This is a genomic window from Sphingomonas sp. C3-2 (assembly GCF_033025475.1).
Lineage (GTDB): Bacteria > Pseudomonadota > Alphaproteobacteria > Sphingomonadales > Sphingomonadaceae > Sphingobium_A.
Window position 1 is genome coordinate 3,018,913 of sequence record NZ_CP130322.1, and the last position, 22,683, is coordinate 3,041,595.

Annotated in this window: 18 protein-coding genes; 11 read left to right on the forward strand and 7 right to left on the reverse strand. The window is 63.8% G+C overall.

Annotated elements, in window-relative coordinates; genetic code table 11:
* Nucleotides 1-206: 206 nt before the first annotated feature.
* Nucleotides 207-2,444 (forward strand): TonB-dependent receptor, encoded by a 2,238-nt coding sequence (locus QYC26_RS14505; protein WP_317512931.1) that lies wholly within the window; start codon nucleotides 207-209, stop codon nucleotides 2,442-2,444.
* A 153-nt stretch (nucleotides 2,445-2,597) separates the two neighbouring features.
* Here QYC26_RS14505 and QYC26_RS14510 read toward each other — a convergent pair whose 3' ends face one another.
* Both QYC26_RS14510 and QYC26_RS14515 read right to left on the reverse strand, forming a co-directional pair.
* The gene (locus QYC26_RS14510) at nucleotides 2,598-3,452 is read right to left on the reverse strand and encodes an alpha/beta fold hydrolase (protein ID WP_317512932.1); all 855 of its coding nucleotides are present in this window, start codon (nucleotides 3,450-3,452) and stop codon (nucleotides 2,598-2,600) included.
* An 89-nt stretch (nucleotides 3,453-3,541) separates the two neighbouring features.
* On the reverse strand, nucleotides 3,542-4,387 hold the full coding sequence (locus QYC26_RS14515; RefSeq protein WP_317512933.1) for an AraC family transcriptional regulator: 846 nt from the start codon (nucleotides 4,385-4,387) through the stop codon (nucleotides 3,542-3,544).
* Between the two features lie 275 nt (nucleotides 4,388-4,662).
* On the opposite strand from QYC26_RS14515, the gene QYC26_RS14520 reads away from it, so the two are divergent.
* From QYC26_RS14520 to QYC26_RS14565, 10 genes are all read left to right on the forward strand, one after another.
* Entirely contained in the window at nucleotides 4,663-6,963 is a 2,301-nt protein-coding gene (locus QYC26_RS14520; RefSeq protein ID WP_317512934.1) for a TonB-dependent receptor, read from the forward strand.
* 64 nt (nucleotides 6,964-7,027) lie between these two features.
* Nucleotides 7,028-7,900, forward strand: a complete 873-nt coding sequence (locus tag QYC26_RS14525) for an alpha/beta hydrolase (RefSeq protein WP_317512935.1) — start codon at nucleotides 7,028-7,030, stop codon at nucleotides 7,898-7,900.
* The gene (locus tag QYC26_RS14530) at nucleotides 7,893-9,710 is read left to right on the forward strand and encodes a long-chain-acyl-CoA synthetase (protein WP_317512936.1); all 1,818 of its coding nucleotides are present in this window, start codon (nucleotides 7,893-7,895) and stop codon (nucleotides 9,708-9,710) included. The genes QYC26_RS14525 and QYC26_RS14530 overlap by 8 nt, the downstream gene beginning before the upstream one ends.
* 2 nt (nucleotides 9,711-9,712) lie before the next feature.
* Nucleotides 9,713-10,888, forward strand: a complete 1,176-nt coding sequence (locus QYC26_RS14535) for an acyl-CoA dehydrogenase family protein (RefSeq protein ID WP_317512937.1) — start codon at nucleotides 9,713-9,715, stop codon at nucleotides 10,886-10,888.
* Nucleotides 10,889-10,896: 8 nt separating this feature from the next.
* Entirely contained in the window at nucleotides 10,897-11,841 is a 945-nt protein-coding gene (locus QYC26_RS14540; RefSeq protein ID WP_317512938.1) for a bifunctional MaoC family dehydratase N-terminal/OB-fold nucleic acid binding domain-containing protein, read from the forward strand.
* Between the two features lie 12 nt (nucleotides 11,842-11,853).
* On the forward strand, nucleotides 11,854-12,996 hold the full coding sequence (locus QYC26_RS14545; protein WP_317512939.1) for an acyl-CoA dehydrogenase family protein: 1,143 nt from the start codon (nucleotides 11,854-11,856) through the stop codon (nucleotides 12,994-12,996).
* Nucleotides 12,993-13,394: a MaoC/PaaZ C-terminal domain-containing protein gene (locus tag QYC26_RS14550; protein WP_317512940.1), complete on the forward strand. Its 402-nt coding sequence runs from the start codon at nucleotides 12,993-12,995 to the stop codon at nucleotides 13,392-13,394. The genes QYC26_RS14545 and QYC26_RS14550 overlap by 4 nt, the downstream gene beginning before the upstream one ends.
* A gap of 13 nt (nucleotides 13,395-13,407) precedes the next feature.
* Nucleotides 13,408-14,577 carry a lipid-transfer protein gene (locus QYC26_RS14555; protein WP_317512941.1) on the forward strand — a complete coding sequence of 390 codons (1,170 nt, stop codon included), beginning with the start codon at nucleotides 13,408-13,410 and terminating at the stop codon, nucleotides 14,575-14,577.
* A 187-nt stretch (nucleotides 14,578-14,764) separates the two neighbouring features.
* Entirely contained in the window at nucleotides 14,765-17,701 is a 2,937-nt protein-coding gene (locus QYC26_RS14560; RefSeq protein WP_317512942.1) for a TonB-dependent receptor, read from the forward strand.
* A gap of 31 nt (nucleotides 17,702-17,732) precedes the next feature.
* On the forward strand, nucleotides 17,733-18,239 hold the full coding sequence (locus tag QYC26_RS14565) for a hypothetical protein (protein WP_317512943.1): 507 nt from the start codon (nucleotides 17,733-17,735) through the stop codon (nucleotides 18,237-18,239).
* Nucleotides 18,240-18,756: 517 nt separating this feature from the next.
* On the opposite strand, the gene era is transcribed toward QYC26_RS14565, so the two are convergent.
* The 5 genes from era to QYC26_RS14590 form a co-directional block, all read right to left on the reverse strand.
* Entirely contained in the window at nucleotides 18,757-19,668 is a 912-nt protein-coding gene (gene era / locus QYC26_RS14570; RefSeq protein WP_317512944.1) for a GTPase Era, read from the reverse strand.
* Between the two features lie 61 nt (nucleotides 19,669-19,729).
* Entirely contained in the window at nucleotides 19,730-20,398 is a 669-nt protein-coding gene (rnc, locus tag QYC26_RS14575; protein ID WP_317512945.1) for a ribonuclease III, read from the reverse strand.
* On the reverse strand, nucleotides 20,395-21,234 hold the full coding sequence (gene lepB / locus QYC26_RS14580) for a signal peptidase I (protein WP_317512946.1): 840 nt from the start codon (nucleotides 21,232-21,234) through the stop codon (nucleotides 20,395-20,397). Before lepB ends, rnc begins: the two co-directional genes overlap by 4 nt.
* Nucleotides 21,235-21,292: 58 nt before the next feature.
* Nucleotides 21,293-21,418 carry a hypothetical protein gene (locus QYC26_RS14585; protein WP_317512947.1) on the reverse strand — a complete coding sequence of 42 codons (126 nt, stop codon included), beginning with the start codon at nucleotides 21,416-21,418 and terminating at the stop codon, nucleotides 21,293-21,295.
* Nucleotides 21,415-22,635 carry an MFS transporter gene (locus QYC26_RS14590; protein WP_317512948.1) on the reverse strand — a complete coding sequence of 407 codons (1,221 nt, stop codon included), beginning with the start codon at nucleotides 22,633-22,635 and terminating at the stop codon, nucleotides 21,415-21,417. The genes QYC26_RS14585 and QYC26_RS14590 overlap by 4 nt, the downstream gene beginning before the upstream one ends.
* Nucleotides 22,636-22,683: the final 48 nt, after the last annotated feature.

Below are 22,683 nucleotides of genomic sequence, written 5' to 3' on the forward strand. Positions count from 1 at the left end.
ACGGGCATGGGCAACGGCGGCGCCTGACAACACGGCGCCGCAAGCGCCTGTCGCTGTCACGGCATAACAGAGGCGGAAAAATCCGTCCGCCGCCACCGCGCCGCAAATGTGCAGGGCGTGTTGGCCGATCCGGCTTCTGCTGACGCAACGTCACGGGGCCACTGCATATCGAAAACAGCCCATTTTGAATGGAGAGGGGCCTTTCAATGAAGAGTCTTGGTAATCTGTTGCTTGCATCCGTCGCATTTCTGCCAGCCATGGCACAGGCGCAGGACGCGCCTTCCGGGATCGAGGACATCGTCGTCACCGCGCAGAAGCGCGCAGAAAACCTTCAGGACACGCCGATCGCGATCACCGCGTTCACGGCGGATTCGCTTGCGAACATGGGCACCAGCAACGTGTCCGATCTCGCGCGCAACACCCCCAGCCTCTATGCGGCGCCTTATCCCAGCTCGTCGAACACCGTGACGCTCTATATCCGCGGTCTCGGCGTCAACGATCCGATGCAGATCACCAAGGACGGCGCAGTCGGCGTCTATGTCGACGGTTTCTACATGTCGCGCCCGCAAACCTCGACGGTCGATCTCGCCGATGTCGAGCGCGTCGAAATCCTGCGCGGCCCGCAGGGCACGCTGTACGGCCGCAACACCACGGGCGGCGCGGTCAACATCGTCAGCCGCAAGCCCACGGGCGAATTCGGCGTGCGCCAGACGCTTACGCTCGGCAATTACGATCATGTCCGCAGCCTGACGAACATCGATCTGCCCGCAGTGGGCGATTTCGCGGTCAAGCTCACCTTTCTCGGCAGCGCGCGCGACGGCTGGGCCCGCAATCCGCGCGGCAATGATTTCAACAAGGAAAGCCAGATGGCGGGCCGCGCGGCGGTGCGCTGGACGCCGTCGTCCGATGTCACCGTCGACTATGCGTTCGACAAGGGCCGCGTTGAAAGCACGCCGATCTATTATGTGAACGATTCGCTTGTCGGCGTGTATCCGGGCTACACGGCGGATCCGAAGCGCCCGTACCGCGAATTCGATCTGCCCGAAAGCGTCACCGAATTCGAAGGCCACTCGCTCACCGGTGAATGGCAGGCTTCGAACGATCTGACGCTGCGTCTCCTGCTCGGCATGCGCGATCTCGATTTCCTTGCGGTGCAGGATTATGCCGAGGCATTCGGCGTGCCCTTCCGCTCGCGCGATGTGCTCGACAGCCGTCAATATACCGCAGAGCTTCAGGCCGTCGGCTCGCTGGGCGACCGGATCGATTATGTCGCGGGTCTCTATTATTTCCGCGAAAAGGTCGGCCACCCGCAATATGTTTCGATCCTCGACGGGGCTATCGAAAATAATCGCGACGTGAATGCGCGGGCACGCTCGCTGGCCGCCTATACCCAGGTCACCTGGACCCCGGACATGCTCGACGATCGCCTCGCCCTTACCCTCGGCGCGCGCTACACCAATGATCGCCGCAGCGCGACGCGCGACCTGACGTCGGTCTTCCACGCGGCCCCCGGCGTCGATGTCGATCTGCGCCCGCGTGAAGATGGCATCAGCAACGCGCAGAAGTTCAGCCGCTTCAATCCGTCCTTCACCGCCAATTTCCGGGCAACCGAGGACGTCACCGCCTATGCCAAGGTGTCGACCGGCTACCGGGCGGGTGGTTCGAACGAATCCGGCATGGATTTCACGCGCACCTTCGGCCCTGAAAAGGTCATCAACTATGAAGTCGGCCTGAAGACCGATCTGTTCGACCGGCGCGCGCGTATCAATCTTGCCGCGTTCATGCTCGACTATAAGGCGCTTCAGCTCGATACCTCGCCCAGCGAGACCGATCGTTCGATCACCGATACGATCAATGCGGGCAACGCCAAGATCAAGGGGTTCGAGGCCGAAGTCACGCTGGCTCCGGTCAGGGATTTCACGATCACCGGCTCCTATTCGTTCCTCGACGCCAAGCTGCGCGACATCTACGTCACGCCGGGGTCGACCTTCGATCCGAACATCAGCCCGCTCGCGGCGTCGATGGGCTTCCAGATCGGTGACGACGTGTCGGATCGCTATGTGCTCTCCTTCGCGCCGCGCCACAGCTATTCGATCGCGGGTGACTGGACCTTCCTGCGCAACGACAATGGCAATTTCGCCGCCCATGTCGATTATGTGTGGAAGGATTATGCCTATACCACGGCGGGCGCGGGCTCGGCGGTGCCGGGGCACGAGATTTACCGCATTCCGGCTTACGGCCTGCTCGGTGCGCGTCTCACCTACACGCACGAATTGTCGGACGATCGCAATGTCCGCTTCTCGATCTGGGGCCGCAACATCACCGATAAGCGCTACAAGTCGCACGTCGTTGGGAATGGCGATATCGTGCAGGGTTATTTCAGCACGGCCTATTCAATGGGGACGCCGGCAACCTACGGGATCGAATTCGGCTTCGATCTTTAATCTGAAGCGATTTCGAAGCAGATGGATGGCATCTGCTGACTTGGAAATCGCGGCATAACGAAAAAGCGGTGCCCGATCCCATCGGATCGGACACCGCGCGAGGGGAGGGCCGCCGCGGACCTGAAAGGGAACCGCGGCGGCTGAACCGCAGCTTTAAGCGCGCGTCAGATATTCGAGCGCGATCGACTGGAATTCGTCGCGGCGCTCGATCATCGCCCAGTGGCCGCATTTCGGGAATACGTGCAGTTCGCAATTGGGGATGAGCCGCATCGGCAGCAGCGCGCCGTCGAGCGGGTTCACCCGGTCATCGCGGCCCCAGGTCAACAGCGTCGGCGACTGGATACGCGGCAGATGGGCGAAATGCTGCACGGCGTCCATCCCGCGCTGCATCTCGGCGATCGCGTTCAGCGCCTCGCGCGTATAGATTTTCCGGCTCGTTTCCATCGTCATCGGCTCGATCGCGGCGTTGTAGCGCAGGTCGATCAGTTCGTCGGTGACAAGCGCCTGATCATAAACCATCGAGCGCAGCCAGCTTTCGATCCGCGCGCGGGTCGGGTCCTCGATGAAATCGACAAGCCGGGTCAGCCCTTCGCCTGGAAAGCTCGAAAAGATGTTCACGCCGATCCCGCCGATCGCGATGAAGCGTCCGGCCTTTTCGGGGAAGCGGGCGGCAAGGTGCGCGGCGATGATCGCGCCATAGGAATTGCCGATGAGATGCGCGCTTTCCAGTCCCATCGCGTCGATGAAGCGCGCGATCGCGTCGACTGTCGCGGGGATGGGGATGCCGGTCACCGGATCGCTGCGGCCATAGCCGGGCAGATCGGGGACGATGCAGCGGAAATGCGGCGCGAAAAAGTCGAGGTTCCCGCCGAAATTGGCCCAGCCGGTCACCCCGGGCCCCGATCCGTGGAGCAGGATCAGCGCGGGGCCTTCGCCCGCTTCGTGGTAATGCATGGTGCCGGTGCCGATCTCGATGGTCCGGCTGGTAGTGTCGAATGAATAGGTCAAAACATCCTCCGTGCGCGCCGTGCTTCGGCGTCTTGGGGAGGGATCATTGGCGTCCGTGCCAGAAATGCAATGCTTCAGCGTGGCAACATTCAGTTTTTCAGCATTTTTCGATAATTTCCGGGGCTCGTCCCGGTCAGTCGGCGAAAGGCGATTGAAAAGCTTGCCGGGTTGGCAAAACCCATTCGTGCGGCGATCTGCTTCAGCGGCATCGCGGTGCCCGCCAACAGCGCCTGGGTCTGCTCCAGCCGGATCTGTTCGACGAAACTGTGCACCGTCGCGCCCATGCTCTGCTTGAATGCGCGCATGAAATGGGCGCGGCTCAGCCCGGTCAGCGTCGCCAGATCGGTCACCTTCACCCCGCCGACCGGCCAGTCGCGCACATAATCCTCGATGGTGCGCAGCTGGTGCGGGGTCAGTCCGCCGCGCGCCAGCGGCTCGTCTCCGCGCATCGTGTGGAATAGCCGCGCCAGTTCGATCGGCAGCACGCTGGTCAGCGCATCCACCAATATGTCGCTGCCAAAACCGGGGGTGATCACTTCCTGCCCCAGCCGGCGCATCGTGTCGGTGATCCGGCCCGATCGCAGATCATAACAGCGCGCCAGTTCGCGCCGATCCAGGCTTGTCTCGAAATCGGCCAGCGCGTCGATCTGGCCGGGGGCAAAGGAACAGGCCACCATGTCCTGCGGGCCACCGGGGCCGCTGCCATACAGCGCATGGCCGGCGGGCACGAAGATCAGTTCGCCCAGTTCGGCAAGGCTGTTCTGGGGCCCCGCCTGAAACTGGCCGACATTGCGGCGCTGCGGCGTGGTCATCAGCGTCAGCGTATGGTTGGACGGCAATCCCACCATTTCAGACGGTTTTTCATAATGATAGGTCTGAACCCTTATGCGGGTGGGCCCATTGTGCATCTCGGCCCGGACGATATTGCGACTCATCCACCTCTCCACACGCGTCAGGGCCCTTTGCCGGGCAAACCTTGTCCGCTTGCAAAGGCTAACACGGGCTTTGCGGTGAAAACAACTCGCATGGCGCAATCTCCGGTCGCGGCACGGCTTTCGCACGAATCATTTTGTGTCACGATCGGATAATCAGAGCACTTTTGGAAAAGACGTGCCCGGTGCGTCCGGGCCCCCAATCGTTACTCTCTGCGCGTACGAGAAATCAGACGCTCAGGACCCGAAATCGGGCCGGGCAGCAAGGGGAGGACTTTGTGGTACGTGTAAATCATCGCGCCGGTTTCGTAAGGGCGCTGGCACTTCTCGGTGTATCGGCTGCGGCCATCAGCCTGCCGGCTGCCGCCTGGGCGCAGGATGGCGGCAACCAGCCGACCGCGCTCGACGACATCATCGTCACCGCTGAAAAGCGCAGTGAATCGCTGCAGCGCGTCCCGCTCGCGATCAGCGCGGTCAGCGCCGATACGATCGAAACGCGCCGCATCACCGACGCCTCGATGCTGAGCGCAGTCGCGCCGAACCTCACCACCACCACCGGCCCGTCGACCAAGGGGCACCTTATCATCCAGGTGCGCGGCGTCGGGGAATCCGAACCGATCCTCACCGCAGACTCGCCCGTCGGCGTCTATGTCGACGGCGTCATCGTCGGCCGCTCGACCGGCGCGGTGTTCGAACTTGTCGATCTCGAACGTATCGAGGTGCTGCGCGGCCCGCAGGGCACGCTCTATGGCCGCAACACCACGGGCGGCGCGGTCAGCCTCATTTCGCGCAAGCCCTCCGACGAATTTGGCATGGAAATGACGGGGTCGTACGGCAACCGCGGCTACTGGCAGGCCAAGGGCTCGCTCGACACCGGCGAACTGGGCAATAGCGGGCTCAAGGCCAAGTTCAGCTATCTCCACAAGCAGGCCGACGGTTTCGTCAATTCCCTCAACGCCAAATCGAGCCGAGATCCCGGCGCCTACAACACCGATGCGTTCCGCATCGCGCTGGCGTTCGACAATGGCGGGCCGTTCCGCGCAAATTACACGTTCGACTGGTCGGAAATGGAGGCTGTCGCCACGCTGTCACAGCTCGCCGCCGCACGTCCGGACGTGATCGATTATTTCAGCAATTCAGCGGCGCTTGGCGGTACGGCCTTCATCCCGCCCAGCAGCGAACGCCGGGGCGAGGCGCGTCCCGATTATACCGGCACCTATGATCGCAGCGTCAGCCACACCTTCTCGGCCGAAGCCGATTTCACTGACAATCTCACCTTCCGGTCGATCACGGGCTTCCGCGAATGGAAGAACCGCATCCAGAACACCGATCTCGACGGCAATTCGGGGCTGAGGGGGCTTGTCGTTAGCCCGGCTCCCGCAGGCATCAAGGAAGTCTGGCTGTTCGGCGGTGACAATGATCGCAAGCAGCACCAGTTCAGCCAGGAATTTAACCTGCTGGGTCAGGCGGGTGACTCGTTCGATTATGTTCTCGGCGCCTTCTACTTCAACGAGGAAGCCCGCGAGCTCAATCCGCAATGGTACACCTTTGTCCGCAACATCCCGGGCACCGGGCTGGTCGGCATCAACCTGACCAACACGATGAAATATCGCCACCGCAACGAATCCAAGGCGGTGTTCGGTCAGGCCACCTATCGCTTCACCGATCAGCTCAGCTTTACCGGCGGCCTGCGTTACACCGCCGACGAAAAGAAGCTCTATCAGGAAAGCCCGTTCGCCCGTCAGCTCGAACGCAGCTTCTCCAAGCTCAACTATTCGGCCACGCTCACCTATCAGGCGACGCCCGACATCATGGCCTATGGCCGTATCGCCAGCGGCTACAAGGCCGGCGGTTTCAACCCGCGCGCGATCAACGACGGCTATGATCCGGAATCGGTCACCAACTATGAAGTCGGCGTGAAGAGCGAGTTCTTCGATCGCCGCCTGCGTTTCAACGGCACGGTCTTCTACGCCGATCTGAAGGACAAGCAGCTCAACCAGCTCGTCGCGGGCACCGGCGGTGCATCGTCGCAGACGATCAACGCGGGCAAGGCAGACTTCAAGGGCGTCGAGCTCGAAATGGAAGCGCTGCCGTTTGATGGCCTGCGTCTCAACGCCTCGTTCGGCTATGTTGATCGCAACTTCTCCGAACTGCTCGCCCTCAATCCGGTCACCAACCTGATCGAGGATTATTCCGACATCGCGAAGTTCAGCTATTCGGCCAGCACCACCGCCAATGTCGGCGGCGAATATTCGATCCCGGACGTCGCGGGCGGCAGGCTCTCCTTCCGTCTCGACTGGGCGTATAAGAGCCGGGTCCGCTTCAACATCCTGCCGGGCGAGCCGTTCAGCCCGAACGACGCGGCGATCCAGGCGCCGGGCTATGGCCTGCTCGATGGCCGCATCATGCTGGCCAATGTGCCGATGGGCGGCACCGAGGCCAGCTTCACGCTCTGGGGCAAGAACCTCACCAACAAGGAATACCGCACCGCCGGCATCGACTTCGGGTCGCTGGGCTTTGCGACCTCCAACTATGGTGAGCCGCGCAGCTACGGCGTCGACATGAAGGTGAAGTTCTGATGGGCGCGGGCGGAACGCATCGGTCGTTCCGCCCGTCCGCCTCGCACGTTGTACGGGTGATTGCTTGAACATTATCGAAAGAATGAGTTTTCGGGGGCAGGGCGGTCTCGCGCTTGCCGCCGATCGGCGCGGGCCGGAAGATGGGCCTGCGGTTCTGATGCTCCACGGCGGCGGCCAGACGCGCGGTTCGTGGAATATGGCGGCGAATGCGCTCGCCGCGCGCGGCCTCTCGGTCACCACGCTCGATCTGCGCGGCCACGGTGAAAGCGCCTGGTCGGCGGACGGTGACTATCAGCTTCACATGTTCGCAGAGGATCTGCGCGAAGTGGTCGATCAGCTCGGCACCGCGCCGGTGCTGGTGGGCGCGTCGCTCGGCGGCATCGCCTCGATGCTCGCCTGCGGGGAAAGCCCGCACGCCAGGGCGGCGGCGCTCGTCCTGGTCGATATCGTTCCGCGCATGGAAAGCAGCGGCGGCAACGCCGTGGTCGGTTTCATGCGGCGCACCGCCAGCGGGTTCGATACGCTCGATCACGCCGCCGATGCGATCGCCGAATATCTGCCGCATCGCCCGCGTCCGCGGTCCAACGAGGGGCTAGCCAAGAATCTGCGGCAGGGCGATGACGGGCGCTATTATTGGCGCTGGGATCCGGCCTTCGTCACCCCGCGTGAGGGATGGGATCCCGATGCCAGTGCCCGCCGGATCGAGGCGGCGGCGCTCGCCATCACCGTCCCCATATTGATGGTGCGCGGCATGAAGAGCGATGTCGTCTCGCAGGAAGCGGCGGAAAGCTTTCGCCAATTGCTGCCACATGCTGAAATCGCCGAGGTCGCCGATGCGCACCACATGGTCGCCGGTGACGACAATGACGCCTTTCTGGATGCGATCACGGCGTTCGTGACGCGCCACGCAAGGCAGGGAGAGAATGCAAATGGGTGAATGGATCACGCCGAGCCGTGAGGAATCCATGGCGCGCCTCATGCGTGGTTATTCGCGCGTCGCGGGCTTCACGCGCGACATGGATTACAGCGTCGCCGACCGGATCGAGGAACGCGCCGCCGATCATGCCGATACGCCCTTCATCCTGTTCGAGGATGAAAGCATCAGCTTCGCCGCCGCCAATGCGCGCGCCAACCGCATCGCGCACGCCGCCGCCGCAGCTGGCCTGAAAAAGGACGATGTCGTTGCGCTGATGATGCTCAACCGGCCCGATTTCGTGCTGATCTGGCTGGGCCTTGCCAAGATCGGCGTGGTCACCGCGCTCATCAATACGTCGGCCACCGGCACGGTGCTCGCCCATGCCATCAACCAGGTCGGCGCCAAGGCGCTCATTGTCGATTCCGAGCTGGCCGGCGCGGTCGCCGATCTCGATCCCGCCGATGTGCCGGCACTGCTCTGGGAACAGGCAGAGGCGGGCCGGGCGCTGTCGGGCCTGCGCGGCGCGGTCGATCTCGAACCCGTGCTTGCTGGCCAGCCCGATCATAACCCCGACCGCACTTTACGCGCGGGCGTGGTGCTTGCCGATCCGCTTTATCTTATCTTCACCTCGGGCACGACCGGCCTGCCAAAGGCCGCGCGGATGAGCCATCTGCGTTTCCTGAACGCCGGCGAAACCATGACCGGTCTCATGCAGATCGGGCCCGACGACGTCTTTTACTGCGTCCTCCCGCTCTATCACGGCGCGGGCGGCATGGTGGTGCCCTCGGTGGCGCTCGCCAGCGGCATTCCCTTCGTGCTCCGCCGCAAATTCTCGTCCAGCGGTTTCTGGGCGGATGTCCGCCGCCACAAGATCACGTGCTTCTACTATATCGGGGAAATCTGCCGCTATCTGCTCGCCGCGCCCGAACGCGCCGATGACGGCGACAACAGCCTGCGCGTGATGACCGGCGCTGGGCTCAAGCCCGATGTCTGGGAAGCGTTCATGCGCCGCTTCGACGTCGCCAATGTCCTCGAAGGGCTCGGCTCGACCGAGGCGAATTACGGCTTCACCAATGCCGATAACAAGATCGGTTCGGTCGGCCGCGTGCCCTATCCCGAACACACCAATATGCGTTTCGTGGTCTATGACGTCGAAACCGACGATCATGTCCGCGATGCCGATGGCAAGCTCGTCGATGCCAAGCCCGGCGAGGTCGCCGAGGTGATCGCCGAGGTGCTCGAAGGCACCGGCGTCGGCGGCTATTTCGAAGGCTATACCTCGCGTGAGGCAACCGAGCAGAAGCTGCTGCGCAACGTCGTGAAGCCTGGCGACGCCTGGTTCCGCTCGGGCGATCTCATCCGCTTCGACGAGGATCATTATTTCTATTTCGTCGACCGGATCGGCAACACCTTCCGCTGGAAGAGCGAGAATGTCTCGACCGAAGAGGTCACCGCCGTTCTCACCGGTTTTCCGGGGCCCGAAATCGCCAATGTCTACGGCGTCAGCGTGCCGCGTACCGAAGGGCGCGCAGGCATGGTCTCGCTCACCTATGCCGATGCATCGGCCTTCGATCCCGTCGCCTTCTACCGCTTCGCGACCGAAAAACTTGCCCATTATGCAGTGCCCGTCTTCGTTCGCATCAGCGGTTCGGCGGACATGACGACCACCTTCAAGCTGCGCAAGGTCGAGCTTCAGAAGGAAGGCTATGATCCCGGCTCGGTGGGCGGCGATCCGCTCTTCGTCGCCGATCCTGAGGCCGGTCGCTACGTCCCCCTTACGCCCGAGACGCTCGATCGCCTCGGCATCGCCCCCTTCAAACCGGAGAATTGATCATGCGCGTTGAACCCAGCGCGGAACAGGCCGCCCTGCGCGCCGAATTTCGCGCCTATCTGGCGGGCATCATGACCGATGAGGTCCGCGCCGCGACGCAAGGCGCCGAAAGCGGCACCGTCTACCGCGATGTGATCCGCCAGATGGGCCGCGACGGCTGGCTCACCCCCGGCTGGCCCGTCGAATATGGCGGCCGTGGCCTCGATCCCTCGATGCAGAAGATTTTGCTCGAGGAACTCGTTCTGGCCGAAGCGCCGTTCCCCTTCGTTACCGTGAACACCGTCGGCCCCGCGCTGATGCGGCTCGGCACCGAGGAACAGAAGCGCGAGATTCTGCCCCGCATCGCTACCGGCGATCTCATCTTCGCCATCGGCTATTCCGAACCAGGCGCAGGCTCGGACCTTGCCGCGCTCAGCACCCGCGCGGTCCGCGACGGCGACGATTTCGTCATCAACGGGCAAAAGATCTTCACCAGCGGTGCCGAGGGCGCGGATTATGTCTTCCTCGCCGCGCGCACCGATGCCGATGCGCCCAAGCACAAGGGCATCACCATCTTCATGATGGATACCAGGCTGCCCGGCTTCTCGGTCTCGCCGATCTGGACCGTGGGGGGCGTGCGCACCAACGTCACCTATTATGAGGATGTCCGCGTTCCCGCGTCGATGATCATCGGGCAGGAAAATGGCGGCTGGCGCCTGATCGCCGAACAGCTCAACCATGAACGCATCGGTCTGGCCGCGCTCACCTACGGCGCCAATGGCTGTTTCGACGAAGTCGTCGAATGGGCGCGTGGCGTCGATGCGGCCGAGGGCGGCAAGCTCATCGATCTGCCCTGGGTCCAGCTCGCGCTCGCCGAATGCTACACGCTGCTCCGCGCGATCGGGCTGATGGGGGACCGTGTCGGCTGGGAAGTGTCGCAGGGCGTCACCCGCCCCGAACTCGCCAGCGGGCTCAAGGTCTTCGGCACCGAAGGCATGATCCGCGCGATCCGCCTGCTCCTCGATGTCATGGGCCCTGCCGGGCTGGTGCGTGACGGGTCGCCCGGCGCCCAGCTGCGCGGCCGGATCGAGCGTGAATTCCGCAAATGCCAGATCAACACCTTTGGCGGCGGCGCCGTCGAGGTTCTTCGAGACATGGTTGCCCAGATGGGCCTCAATATGCCGCGCGCGGCAAGATAAGGACGACAATGACCGAGCAAAGCGATCTGCTGACCCGCGCCCGGGAGTGGCTGGGCCGCGAAGCGACCGCCGCCACCACGGCGCGCGATCCCGTCAATCAGGCGATGATCCGGCGTTGGGCCGAGGCGATGGGCGATGCCAACCCCTTGTGGCACGATCCTGCTGCGCGCGCCGAACAGGGTTTCGACACCCCCGTGGCGCCGCCCGCCATGCTCGAAGTGTGGACGATGGCGCCCTACCGCCCCGCAGGCCGGACCGAGGAAGAGGGGATGGCCGTCCTCAAGATCTTCGACGATGCGGGCTATTTCGGCGTCGTCGCCACCAATATCGAACAGGAATATATCCGCTATCTGCGCGAAGGCGATGTGATCAGCTATCGCACCGTCATCTCGGAAATTTCGGACGAGAAGAAGACGGGGCTGGGCACCGGCCATTTCGTCACGATCGATTACGAATTCACCGACCAGAACGATGAACTGGTCGGCCGGATGAAGTTCCGCGTGCTCAAATTTCGCCCGCCCGAAAAGGCTGCCGCGCCAGAAAAGGATACCAAGCCCAAAAAGTTCGCGCATCCGCGCCCCGCGATCACGCACGACAATGCATTTTTCTGGGACGGGCTGAAGGAACGCAAGCTGCTCATCCAGTCCTTTGGCGGTCGGCTCGTCCACCCGCCGGTGCCCGCATGCCCTGAAACCGGTTCGTTCGACTGGACGACGGTGGAGGCCAGCGGGCGCGGCACGATCCACAGCTTCGTCGTGATGCACCATCCGCAGCTGCCGGGCTTTGCCTATCCGCTGCCGGTCGCCCTCGTCGAGCTTGCGGAGGGTGTGCGCATCGTCGCCAACATGATTGCTGGCACAAAGGTGGAGGATGTCGCGATCGGCAAGCCGGTCACGCTCGATTTCGTCGAGGTGGAGCCCGATTACGTGCTTCCCGCCTTCCGTCTGGCCTGAGGGGAGGGGGATATGGATTTCGCACTCAGCGAAGAACAGCAAAGCCTGCGCGATCTCGCCGCGCAGATTTTTGGAGACCGCGTAACCGACGAAAGCCTGCGCGCTTTCGACCGGGACGGGCACGCCTATGACGCTGGCTTGTGGCAGACCTTGGCCGAGGCCGGGCTGCTCGGCCTTGCCGTGCCCGAGGAACAGGGCGGACTAGGTTTCGGCATGGCCGAACTCGCGCTCCTGCTCGAAGAACAGGGCCGGGTGCTCGCGCCTCTGCCGCTCCACGCCACGCTCGTCGCCGGCGCGCTGCCGGTCGCAGCCTTCGGCACCGATGCGCAAAAAGCGGTGCTCGCCCGCGTCGCCACCGGGCAGGCGGTGCTCACCGCCGCGCTCGAGGAACTGGGCAACACCGATCCCGCCGCCCCCGTGCTCCGCGCCGCGCGCACCAATAGCGGCTGGACGCTTGACGGGGTGAAGATCGCGGTGCCGTACGGCGCCGAGGCCGATCTGCTCCTCGTTCCCGCGCGCTGCGACGGACAGATCCTCGTCTTCCTCGTCGATCCCGCCGCTGCGGGCGTCGAGATTGCCGGCCAGCGGTCGACGAGTTCACAGCCCCACGCCGAAATCCGCTTCAACGGTGCCGCCGTTGCGGCCGATGCGCTGTTGGGGGGCGAGGAACAGGGCGGCGCGGTTGCGCGCTTCCTTGTCGATCACGCCCGCGCCGGGCTCGCCGCGCTCCAGCTTGGCATTTGTCAGGATGCGCTGCGCCGTACCGCCGCCTATTCGAGCGAGCGGATCCAGTTCGGCCGTCCGCTCGGCTCGATGCAGGCGGTGCAGCAGCGCGCCGCCGACGGCTTTATCGATGTCGAGGCGATGCGCTCGACGCTGCAACGCGCGGTCTGGCTGCTCGACAATAAGCGTGAGGCGCGCGCCGAAATCGCCACCGCCAAATATTGGGCGGCGATGGGTGGCCACCGCGTGTCGCACAGCGCCCAGCATCTCCACGGCGGGCTCGGGGCCGATATGGATTATCCGATCCACCGCTATTTCCTCGCCGCCAAGCAGGTCGAGCTCGCCCTTGGCGGGGCCCAGCCGCTGCTCTCCGAAATCGGCCGCGCCATCGCCGCTGGCCGCACCGCACCCCTTGCCGGAGCAAATGCATGAAGTTCAACGACATCACGGTCGGTCAGGCGCTGCCTGAACTGTCCTTCCCGATCACGGCATCGGCCATTGTGGCGGGTGCGCTCGCCACCAATGATTATGAAAATGTCCATCACGACAAGGCCGCCGCCCAGGCGCGCGGCGTGCCGGATATCTTCATGAACATCCTCACCACCAACGGCCTCGTCCAGCGTTTCGTGACCGATTGGGCGGGCCCGTCGGCGCGGATCAGGAACATCGCCATCCGCCTCGGCGCGCCCAATTTCGCGGGCGACACGATGGTGGTCAACGGCACCGTCGAGTCCGTCGATGCCGCCGCGCAGACCGCCGCCATCAAGGTGTCGGGTCGCAACGGGCTGGGGGAACATGTCACCTCCACCGTCACCATCGGTTTTGCTTGAAGGAGAAGGGCTGATGGGAACGATCAGCAACCAGGCCGCGATTGTCGGCATTGGCGCCACCGAATTTTCGAAGAATAGCGGGCGCTCCGAACTGCGCCTCGCGGTCGAGGCCACGCTCTCTGCACTGGAGGATGCGGGCATCGACCGGGCGGAAGTCGACGGCCTGTCGACCTACACCATGGATAACAATCCCGAGATCGAGCTTTTCCGCGCGATCGGCGGCAAGCAGCTGAAATTCTTCAGCCGCATCCATTATGGCGGCGGCGCGGCCTGCGCGCCCATCGCCCATGCCGCGATGGCGGTCGCCACCGGCGTCGCCAATGTCGTCGTCTGCTACCGCGCGATGAACGAACGCTCGCAATATCGCTTCGGCACTGGCCACACCCCGCCGCCCGTGCCCACCGCCGAAACCGCGCATTATGGCTGGTACACGCCGTACGGCCTGATCTCGCCGGCTTCATGGGTGGCGATGCAGGCGCAGCGCTACATGCACGATCACGGCGCCACGACCGAGGATCTCGGCCGCATCTCGGTCGCGATGCGCAAGCACGCCGCCACCAATCCCAATGCGTGGTTCTACGAACAGCCGATCACGCTCGCCGATCACCAGGCCAGCCGCTGGATCGTCGAACCGTTGCGCCTGCTCGATTGCTGCCAGGAATCCGACGGCGCGGTCGCGGTCGTCGTCACCTCGCTCGAATATGCCAAGAAGCTGAAGCAGACGCCCGTCGTCATTCGCGGCGCGGCGCAGGGCGCGGGCGACGACAGCCAGATGATGACGAGCTATTATCGCAAGGATATCGGCCGCATCTCCGAAATGAACATCGTCGCCGAACAGCTTTATGCCCAGTCGGGTCTGCGTCCGGACGATATTCAGGCGGCGATCCTCTACGATCACTTCACCCCCTTCGTCATGCCCCAGCTCGAGGCGTTCGGTTTCGCCAAGGAAGGGCAGGCCAAGGATTTCATCCGCGAAGGCAATATCGAACTGGGTGGGCGCCTGCCGATCAACACGCATGGCGGCCAGCTGGGCGAAGCCTATATCCACGGGCTGAACGGCGTCGCCGAGGGGGTTCGCCTCGCGCGCGGCACCTCGGTCAACCAGCCGGGGCCGGTTTCCAACGTGCTCGTCACTGCGGGCACCGGCGTGCCCACATCGGGGCTCATTCTCGCGCCCGCCTGATTATTGGAATACGAACGGGGCGGTGCGGCGCATCGCCCCCATTTGGTGGGGCTGGAACTTCGGCTCCAACACCGCTAGGTGACCAAAATCCAAGCGACTAAAGCTGGATTTTAGCAGCACAACTTTTTCTATCTTTGTGATAGAGAATGTCTTCGCTAGCTGCATCCCCAATTAAAGGGGGATAAAAATGTCCATTTCGTTGAGTTTTGTTCGTTCCGCTGCGGCCGCGCATATCCTGGCGCGCAGCTCGGTCATCGCGCTTGCCGTCGCCGCCGCTCCCGCCGCGTTCGCGCAAGATAGCGCCGATGCCGCCGAGGCACCCGCCGCCGCCGACATCGTCGTCACCGGTTCGCGCATCGCGCGCCGCGATTTCTCGTCGGATTCGCCGATCACCACGGTGGGGCAGGATGCGATCAAGAACACCGGCCAGCTGACGCTCGACAAGTCGCTGTCGCAGCTCCCCCAATTCGGCCTTGGCGAAAACTCGACGCAGACCGGCTACAACACCTCGGGCCAGGCCTCGGTCAACATGCGCGGCCTCGGCACCTTCCGTAACCTCGTCCTGCTCGACGGCCGCCGCATGCAGCCCTCGAACATCCAGCAGGTCGTCGATCTCAACACGATCCCGACCGCGCTCATCGAAAGCATCGAAGTCATCACCGGCGGCGCCTCGGCGGTTTACGGCTCGGATGCGATCGCCGGCGTCGTCAACGTCCGCACCAAGCAGAAATTCGAAGGGCTGAAGCTCGACGCGCAGTACGGCATCACCGAACAGGGCGATGGCGCGACGTCGGATATCAGCCTCACCGCCGGCACCAACTTCGCCGGTGGCCGCGGCAATGTCGTCGTATCGGGTTCCTATTCGCACCGCGACACGATCAACTATCAGTCGCGTTCCTTCTTCCGCAAGAACGAGGGCGGCACCGATCTGCGTCTGCCCACCGGCGTCTATGCCCCCGGTTCCAACCGCCCCAGCCAGGCCGCGCTCGACGCGCTCTTCGCGCAGTACGGCGTCGCGGCGGGCAGCGTTGTTCCCGCCTCGGGCATCAGCTTCAACGATGACGGCACGCTCTTCAGCGCGTCGAACGGCGTGTTCAACTATCGCGGGTCGCAGGGCGGGCTGCTCTACAGCACGGGCAATCAGGTCAACAATCTCAACACCTTCCTGACGCTCCAGTCGCCGCTCGAACGCTATTCGGCCTTTGGTCGCGCCACCTTCGACATCACCGACAGCGTCACCGCCTTCGCCGAGGCGAATTATTCGCGCTACGACACGACCATTTTGGTCGAACCGGGCAACGCCTCGCTCAGCATTCCGGTGAACAACGCCTTCATCCCGGCCGATCTGCAGGCGCTGCTCGCCTCGCGCGCTGATCCGAACGCGAACCTCACGCTCGAAAAGCGCTTCTACGAAGCCGGCCCGCGCGTCACCGAACGCCGTCTCGACATGCTTCAGGTCACCGCCGGCCTGCGCGGCAAGCTTTCGGGCCTCGATGGCAGCTGGGAAATCTACGGCTCGCACGGCCGCACCAAGATCGACGAACGCTCGCCGGGTTCGGTGCTCAAGACCTCGCTCGCCTCGCTCATCAACGCGGCCGATGGCGGCCAGAGCATCTGCGCGGGCGGCTACAACCCCTTCGGCGTCAACCCGCTCTCCGCCGAATGCTACGCCTATCTCGTCGCCTCGCCCGAACGCGCGGTCGAGCTGGAACAGGATGTGATCGAAGCGAACCTGCAGGGCCGCCTGTTCGCGCTGCCCGGCGGCGATGCCCGCTTCGCGGTGGGTGCGGCCTATCGCCGCAACAGCTATTCCAGCCAGCCCGATGCGATCCTCTCGGCGGGCAATGTCGTGGGCGTTCCCTTCACCAGCGCCAGCGAAGGCGAAAGCAATGTGAAGGAAGGTTATGTCGAGCTGTTCCTGCCGCTGATCGCGGACAAGCCGTTCATCCACCGTCTCGAAGCCAGCTTCGGCTATCGCTATTCGGATTATAACCTCGCCGGCGGCGTCCACACCTACAAGGCAGAGGGCAACTGGCAGCCGGTCGAATCCTTCCGCATCCGCGGCGGCTATGCCCGTGCGGTCCGCGCGCCTTCGGTCGGTGAGCTTTTCGTCGCGCCCAGCGGCTCGACGCCGGGCCTCGGCCGCGTCACCAACGGGCAGGGCGATCCGTGCCACGGTGCCAACCCGATCCATAGCGGCCCCAACGCCGCCGCGATCCGCGCGCTCTGCGTGGCGCAGGGCGTGCCCGATGCGCTCGTCGACGGCTTCGTCAACCTGCAGGATGACAGCAACGCCACCAGCGTCGGCAATCTGGGTCTGAAGCCCGAAAAGGCCGATACCTTCACCCTCGGCGCCACCTTCAATCCGCGCAGCAGCTCGCCCTGGCTGTCGGGCCTCGCGCTCTCGGTCGATTATTATGACATCCGCCTCAAGGGCGCGATCGGCGTGGTCTCCTCGCTCCAGAGCGTGCAGAAATGCTTCAACCTCGACGGCTCGAACCCGAATTACGCGGCGGACAATTTCTTCTGCGCCAATATCGAGCGTGATCCCACCACCGGCCGGATCGAAAACGTGCTGCAGCCGACGCTCAACCTCGGCGGCTACAAGACGCGCGGCATCGACTTCCAGGTCGACTACCGTCTCGGTCTCGATGCGCTCGGCGCGTCGGATCGGTCGTCGATCGGCCTGAACAGCGTCGTCACCTATCTTGACAGCTTCAAGGTGCAGACGACGCCGGGCGGCAGCTGGGCCGAATATGCCGGCACCGTCGGCGGCACCTCGACCAGTCAGCCGGGTTCGCTGCCCAAGTGGAAGGCGGTCACCACGCTCGATTACCGTGCCGAAAGCTTCACGCTGGGTGGCCGCTGGCGGTTCATCGACAGCATGAAGGCGGCGGCGCGCGCCACCAATCCGGCCAGCACCACGCCGGGCGTGCCGTCCTACAGCCTGTTCGATCTCTTCGGTGAACTGCGCGTCACCCCCGATTACACGCTGCGCGCGGGGATCAACAACCTCGCGAACAAGCAGCCGCTGGTTCTGAACGGTGTCATCGGCACCACCGAAGCCAGCACTTATGACGTCATCGGCCGCAGCTTCTATGTTGCGCTGAGCGCCAAGTTCTGATCGATTTCAAACTGTTAACAGGAGGATTGAAATGAAGTTTCTGTCTCGCGCCGCGCTTGCGCTCGTTGGCGCCGCCGTGCTTGCCCCCGCAGTCATCAGCACCCCGGCACAGGCGCAGGCCATGTCGGGCCGCCAGCTCGAAGATCGCCCCCGGATCAGCGTCAGCTATTACAAGACGCCCCCGGGCAAGCAGGATGAGTGGCTGGCGCTCTACCTCAAATGGCACCGTCCGATCATGGACTATCAGATCAAGAACGGCGCGACCGAAAGCTCGACCATCTATGCCAATTCGGGCCACGCGCTCGCCCCGGCATGGGATTTCATGATCATCAACATCACGCCGGTGAAGGCCAAGAAGCTCGACAAGACGCGGGGTGAGATCATCCAACTGCTCTATCCCGATCTCGACGCCTATACCGCAGGCGAAAAGAAGCGCTGGGAAATGACCGAATCCCACTGGGATCAGAGCGCGATGGAAATCGACCTCACGGCCGAGCATCCGGGCATCTACTACCCGATTCTCCCCAAGAAGAAGTAAGCGCGTTTAACCGCAGCTTAATTCGGCCCCCGTCCTTCCCTAGTGGAAGGGCGGGGGTTTTCGTTGCAAATCCGCCCTTTTCCAGCGAGCCTGCGGAGGCTGCTGCGACGAAAATTGTCAAATGCGCGGTGAGAGGCAGAATCGCGCTTGCATTTTGATAGTTTTGCGGTGAGTATCCTCGTCATAATAATATTTCATAAATATTCGCGAGGAGAGAGGGATGCGCACGCTGAAAGCCATTCGGGATCGATCGGATTGCATCATGGTTGTTGGTTTTGCCACGGCGGTATGGACCGGCCTGATCGGCAGCCTGGTCGGAAAGTTCTGATCCGAACATCCTGAAGCGCCCGTTTCCTACACGGGCCATTCAGCGTAAAACCGAATTGCGCGGGCATCTGGCCCGCGCATTTTCGTTTCAGGGCTTTGTTTTCCAGAAATTCAAAAACGACATTCCAGCGAATGTCATGGCGCATATGTCGCCTTTACGGGGGCTTTCCCGAACCGTGCAGGCGGGGGCTCAGTCCACCCAGTCCAGCCCGATATCGCGGTAAAGGCTGCGGTCTTCTTCCCAGTCGGGGTTCACCTTCACGTGCAGATACAGGTGCACGCGCACGCCCAGCAATTCGCCCAGCTGCGCGCGGGCGCGGCTGCCGATTTCCTTCAGCCGCTGGCCGCCCTTGCCCAGGATGATCGCGCGCTGGCTCGTGCGGCCCACCAGGATCTGCTGGTGGATCTCCACCGAACCGTCCTCGCGTTCCGAATATTTCTCGGTCTCGACCGCGCTGTCATAGGGCAGCTCGGCGTGCAGTTGCAGATAGAGCTGCTCGCGCGTCACTTCGGCGGCCAGCATCCGGTCGGTCGCGTCCGACACCTGGTCCTCGGGGAAGTGCCAGGGGCCCTCGGGCATCGCCATGCCCAGTGCGGTCTTCAGCTCGGGCAGGCCGTCGCCGGTCGCCGCGCTCACCATGAACACCTCGTCGAACGCCACGCGCTCGGTCAGCCGCTGGGCGTGGACCAGAAGCTTGCCCTTGTTGGCGACATCCACCTTGTTGAGGATCAGGATCTTCGGCTCGCGGCGATCCTTCAGCGCCTCGACGATGCTTTCCACCTTGGGGCCAAGCCCGGCCTTGGCATCCACCACCAGCGCGATCAGGTCGGCATCCTGCGTCCCGCCCCAGGCCGCCGCCACCATCGCGCGGTCCAGCCGGCGGCGGGGTTCGAAGATGCCGGGGGTGTCGACCAGCATGATCTGGTTGTCGCCGTCGATCGCCACGCCCATCAGCCGCGTGCGCGTCGTCTGCGCCTTGGGGCTGACGATCGCCACTTTCTGGCCGACCAGCGCATTGACGAGGGTGGACTTGCCCGCATTGGGGGCGCCGACCACGGCAACAAGGCCGCAGCGCTGGAGGGGAAGGCTGTTCATGGTCATAATATCCGTATCGGGGGCGGCAATGTCGAGCCGCCCGTTCTGATGTTTTTGTGGCGCGGGCTCAGCCCAGCTGCTCCAGCAGCGCGCGGGCCGCCGCAGTCTCGGCTTCCTGCTTCGACGTGCCGGTCGCGCTCGCTTCGGCCAGCGTGCCGATCGATACCTTCACGGTAAAGCGCGGCGAATGGTGCGGGCCGGAACGGTCGGTGATCTCATAGACGGGCGGGCGCCGGTTGTTCGCGGCGGCCCATTCCTGCAGCGCCGATTTGGGGTGCTTGGGCGCGGTGTTCTGGGTCTTGACGATCGTCGACCACGCCTTGCGGATAAAGGCGCGCGCGGCATCCTGTCCGGCCTCGATATACAGCGCGCCGATCAGCGCCTCGACAACATCGCCCAGCACATTGTCGCTCTGTGCGGCGCCGTCGTCGCGCGCCTGCTTGCCCAGGCGCATATAGGAAACGATGCCGATCTGGCGGCCGATCTCGGCGCAGGTCTCGCGCGTCACCAGCGCGTTCAGCCGGCGCGAAAGCTTGCCCTCGGGTTCGTCGGGGAACAGCTCGAACAGCCATTCGGCCATCAACAGCCCCAGCACCCTGTCGCCCAGAAATTCGAGGCGCTCATAATTGGGCGCGTCGAGGCTGCCATGCGTCATCGCACGCGTGAACAGCGCGACGTCCTTGGGCTTGTGGCCCAGCGTCCGTTCAATCCAGACGGGGAATTCGGGGGTGCTCAAAACCCTTCTCCAATCCGGCTCCAGCGCGCCGCCGTCACCCAGGTCCAGGGCTTCAGCCAGTCGGCATTGCCGTCGGTCGAAAACACGCTCACCCAGGCCTTGCCGACAAGATTGTCGACCGGAACCATGCCGATCGCGCCATTGTCGGCGGCGGGAAATCGGCTGTCGGCGCTATGGTCGCGGTTGTCGCCCATCAGGAAGATATGGCCTTCGGGCACGGTGAACAGTTGCGTGTCGTCGCCGGCGGTGCGCGGCGTGGTGTCGAGCACGAAATAGCTCTTTCCATTGGGCAGCGTCTCGCGGAAGCGCGGGTAACGGCACATCACCCGGCCGTCCTTCTGCTGCTCGATCGAGGCCGCGGTCAGGCAGTTGCTCGTCGGGGTTTCGGGCAGGACGATATCGTCCATCTTCACCCGCGACACGGGTTTGCCGTTCAGGATCACCTGTCCGTCGCTGATCTCGACGGTGTCGCCCGGCAGGCCGATCACGCGCTTGATATAATCCTGACGCTGATGGGGCGGCGCCTTGAACACCACCACGTCGCCGCGCTCGGGCGTGGAGGGCAGGATGCGGCCGGGGATCAGCGGCACGTCGAACGGCAGGCTGTAGTTCGAATAACCATAGTTCCATTTCGACACGAGCAGATAGTCGCCCACGAGCAGGCGCGGCATCATCGACTCGGACGGAATGTTGAACGGCGCGGCGATAAAGCTGCGGATCACGAACACCAGGATTCCGAGCTTGAGCAAAAAGCCAAGGAAATCCAGCGTTTCCGATTTTTTCTTGGTCGCCGGGCCGGCCATGGGCTCGGCGGAAGCCGGGGTCGTATCGTTCATCGGTGCGCTTTGCGGCGGAAGGCGCGCAAAATCAAGCGCAGCGGCCCGGAATAGGCGATCAGAAGCAATAGGGGGTAAAGCCCGAAAGCCAGATCAGCGCACCCTGATCGCGCCACAGCATCAGGCCGATGGCCAGCAGCGCCGCGACGCCCAGCGCAATGAGCAGGGGGGCGGCGCGCTTCATGCCGGCTGCGCCCGCATCAAGGGCGCATCGCGGATCGGCAGGTGGACCAGCGCGGCAAACAGGCTGAGCACGATCGAGGCACCCCAGGCGAAATTGTAGGAACCGCTCGCATCATAGGCGATGCCCGCCAGCCACGCGCCGAAAAAACTGCCGATCTGGTGGCTCATGAAGACGAGGCCGCCCAGCATCGACAGATGACGCACCCCGAAAATCTGGCCCACCAACCCGTTGGTGAGCGGCACCGTGCCGAGCCATAGAAACCCCATGACCGAGGCAAAGACCATCGCCGATGCGTTGGAGAGCGGTAGCGCCAGGAATATGAGGATCGCCACCGCACGGGCGACGTAGAGCCCGGCCAGCACATGATGCTTGCGAAAATGATCGCCCGACACGCCAAAGGCATAGGATCCGAAGATGTTGAACAGGCCAATGAGCGCCAGCGCGGTCGCGCCGATCATCGTGCCGAGGCCATGGTCGTTGAGATAGGCGGGGAAATGCGTGCCGATAAAGGCCAGCTGGAACCCGCAGACGAAATAGCCGGCGTTCAGCAGCAGATAGCTGCGCTGCCCCAGCGCTTCGCGCAGTGCCTCGCCGGCGCTCTGTTCGGCATGGTCTTGCTCACCGCCTGGATGCCCGGCAATGCCGATGGCAAGCACGGCGCCGATGGCGACCAGCCCGGCGAGCGCAATCAGCGAAATGTGATAGCCGTAATCGGCGAGCATCATCTGCGCGCCCGGAACGACGAGAAACTGACCAAGCGAGCCGCCGGCGGTGACGATCCCAAAGGCCATGGTGCGCTTGTGCATCGGAACGACACGGCCCACCGCGCCCAGCGTCACGGTAAAGGTGCATCCCGCCATCGCAAGACCCACGAGCACGCCAAGCGACAGGTGCATGCCGATCGCGCTGCCCGCATAGGCCGCCGCCGTCAGCCCGGCAGCATAAAGCAGCGCGCCGCCGGCGGCGACACGTCCCGCACCGTGGCGGTCGGCCAGCGCGCCGACAAAGGGCTGCGCCAACCCGAAGACGAGGTTCTGGATCGCGATGGCCAGCCCGAATGACGATCTACCGATATCGAGCGCCATGCTCATCTGCGGCAGGAACAGCCCAAAGGATTGCCGCGCGCCCATGGCCAGCGTCACGATCGTGGCGGCACAAACGATCACGATCCATGCGGACTTCATCGGCCGAAGGGGCGTATGGGCTGGGCGGTTCACTGGTTGATCCTTGATACGCTGTATAGATGCTGGGCCTCAGGCGCGCAC

Bases quoted from the DNA above. Each gene is read 5' to 3' on its own strand.
- QYC26_RS14505 (WP_317512931.1), top strand. From the start codon at position 207: ATGAAGAGTCTTGGTAATCTGTTGCTTGCATCCGTCGCATTTCTGCCA.
- QYC26_RS14515 (WP_317512933.1), bottom strand. From the start codon at position 4,387: ATGAGTCGCAATATCGTCCGGGCCGAGATGCACAATGGGCCCACCCGC.
- QYC26_RS14530 (WP_317512936.1), top strand. From the start codon at position 7,893: ATGGGTGAATGGATCACGCCGAGCCGTGAGGAATCCATGGCGCGCCTC.
- QYC26_RS14535 (WP_317512937.1), top strand. From the start codon at position 9,713: ATGCGCGTTGAACCCAGCGCGGAACAGGCCGCCCTGCGCGCCGAATTT.
- QYC26_RS14540 (WP_317512938.1), top strand. From the start codon at position 10,897: ATGACCGAGCAAAGCGATCTGCTGACCCGCGCCCGGGAGTGGCTGGGC.
- QYC26_RS14545 (WP_317512939.1), top strand. From the start codon at position 11,854: ATGGATTTCGCACTCAGCGAAGAACAGCAAAGCCTGCGCGATCTCGCC.
- QYC26_RS14550 (WP_317512940.1), top strand. From the start codon at position 12,993: ATGAAGTTCAACGACATCACGGTCGGTCAGGCGCTGCCTGAACTGTCC.
- QYC26_RS14555 (WP_317512941.1), top strand. From the start codon at position 13,408: ATGGGAACGATCAGCAACCAGGCCGCGATTGTCGGCATTGGCGCCACC.
- QYC26_RS14560 (WP_317512942.1), top strand. From the start codon at position 14,765: ATGTCCATTTCGTTGAGTTTTGTTCGTTCCGCTGCGGCCGCGCATATC.
- QYC26_RS14565 (WP_317512943.1), top strand. From the start codon at position 17,733: ATGAAGTTTCTGTCTCGCGCCGCGCTTGCGCTCGTTGGCGCCGCCGTG.
- era (WP_317512944.1), bottom strand. From the start codon at position 19,668: ATGACCATGAACAGCCTTCCCCTCCAGCGCTGCGGCCTTGTTGCCGTG.
- lepB (WP_317512946.1), bottom strand. From the start codon at position 21,234: ATGAACGATACGACCCCGGCTTCCGCCGAGCCCATGGCCGGCCCGGCG.
- QYC26_RS14585 (WP_317512947.1), bottom strand. From the start codon at position 21,418: ATGAAGCGCGCCGCCCCCCTGCTCATTGCGCTGGGCGTCGCGGCGCTG.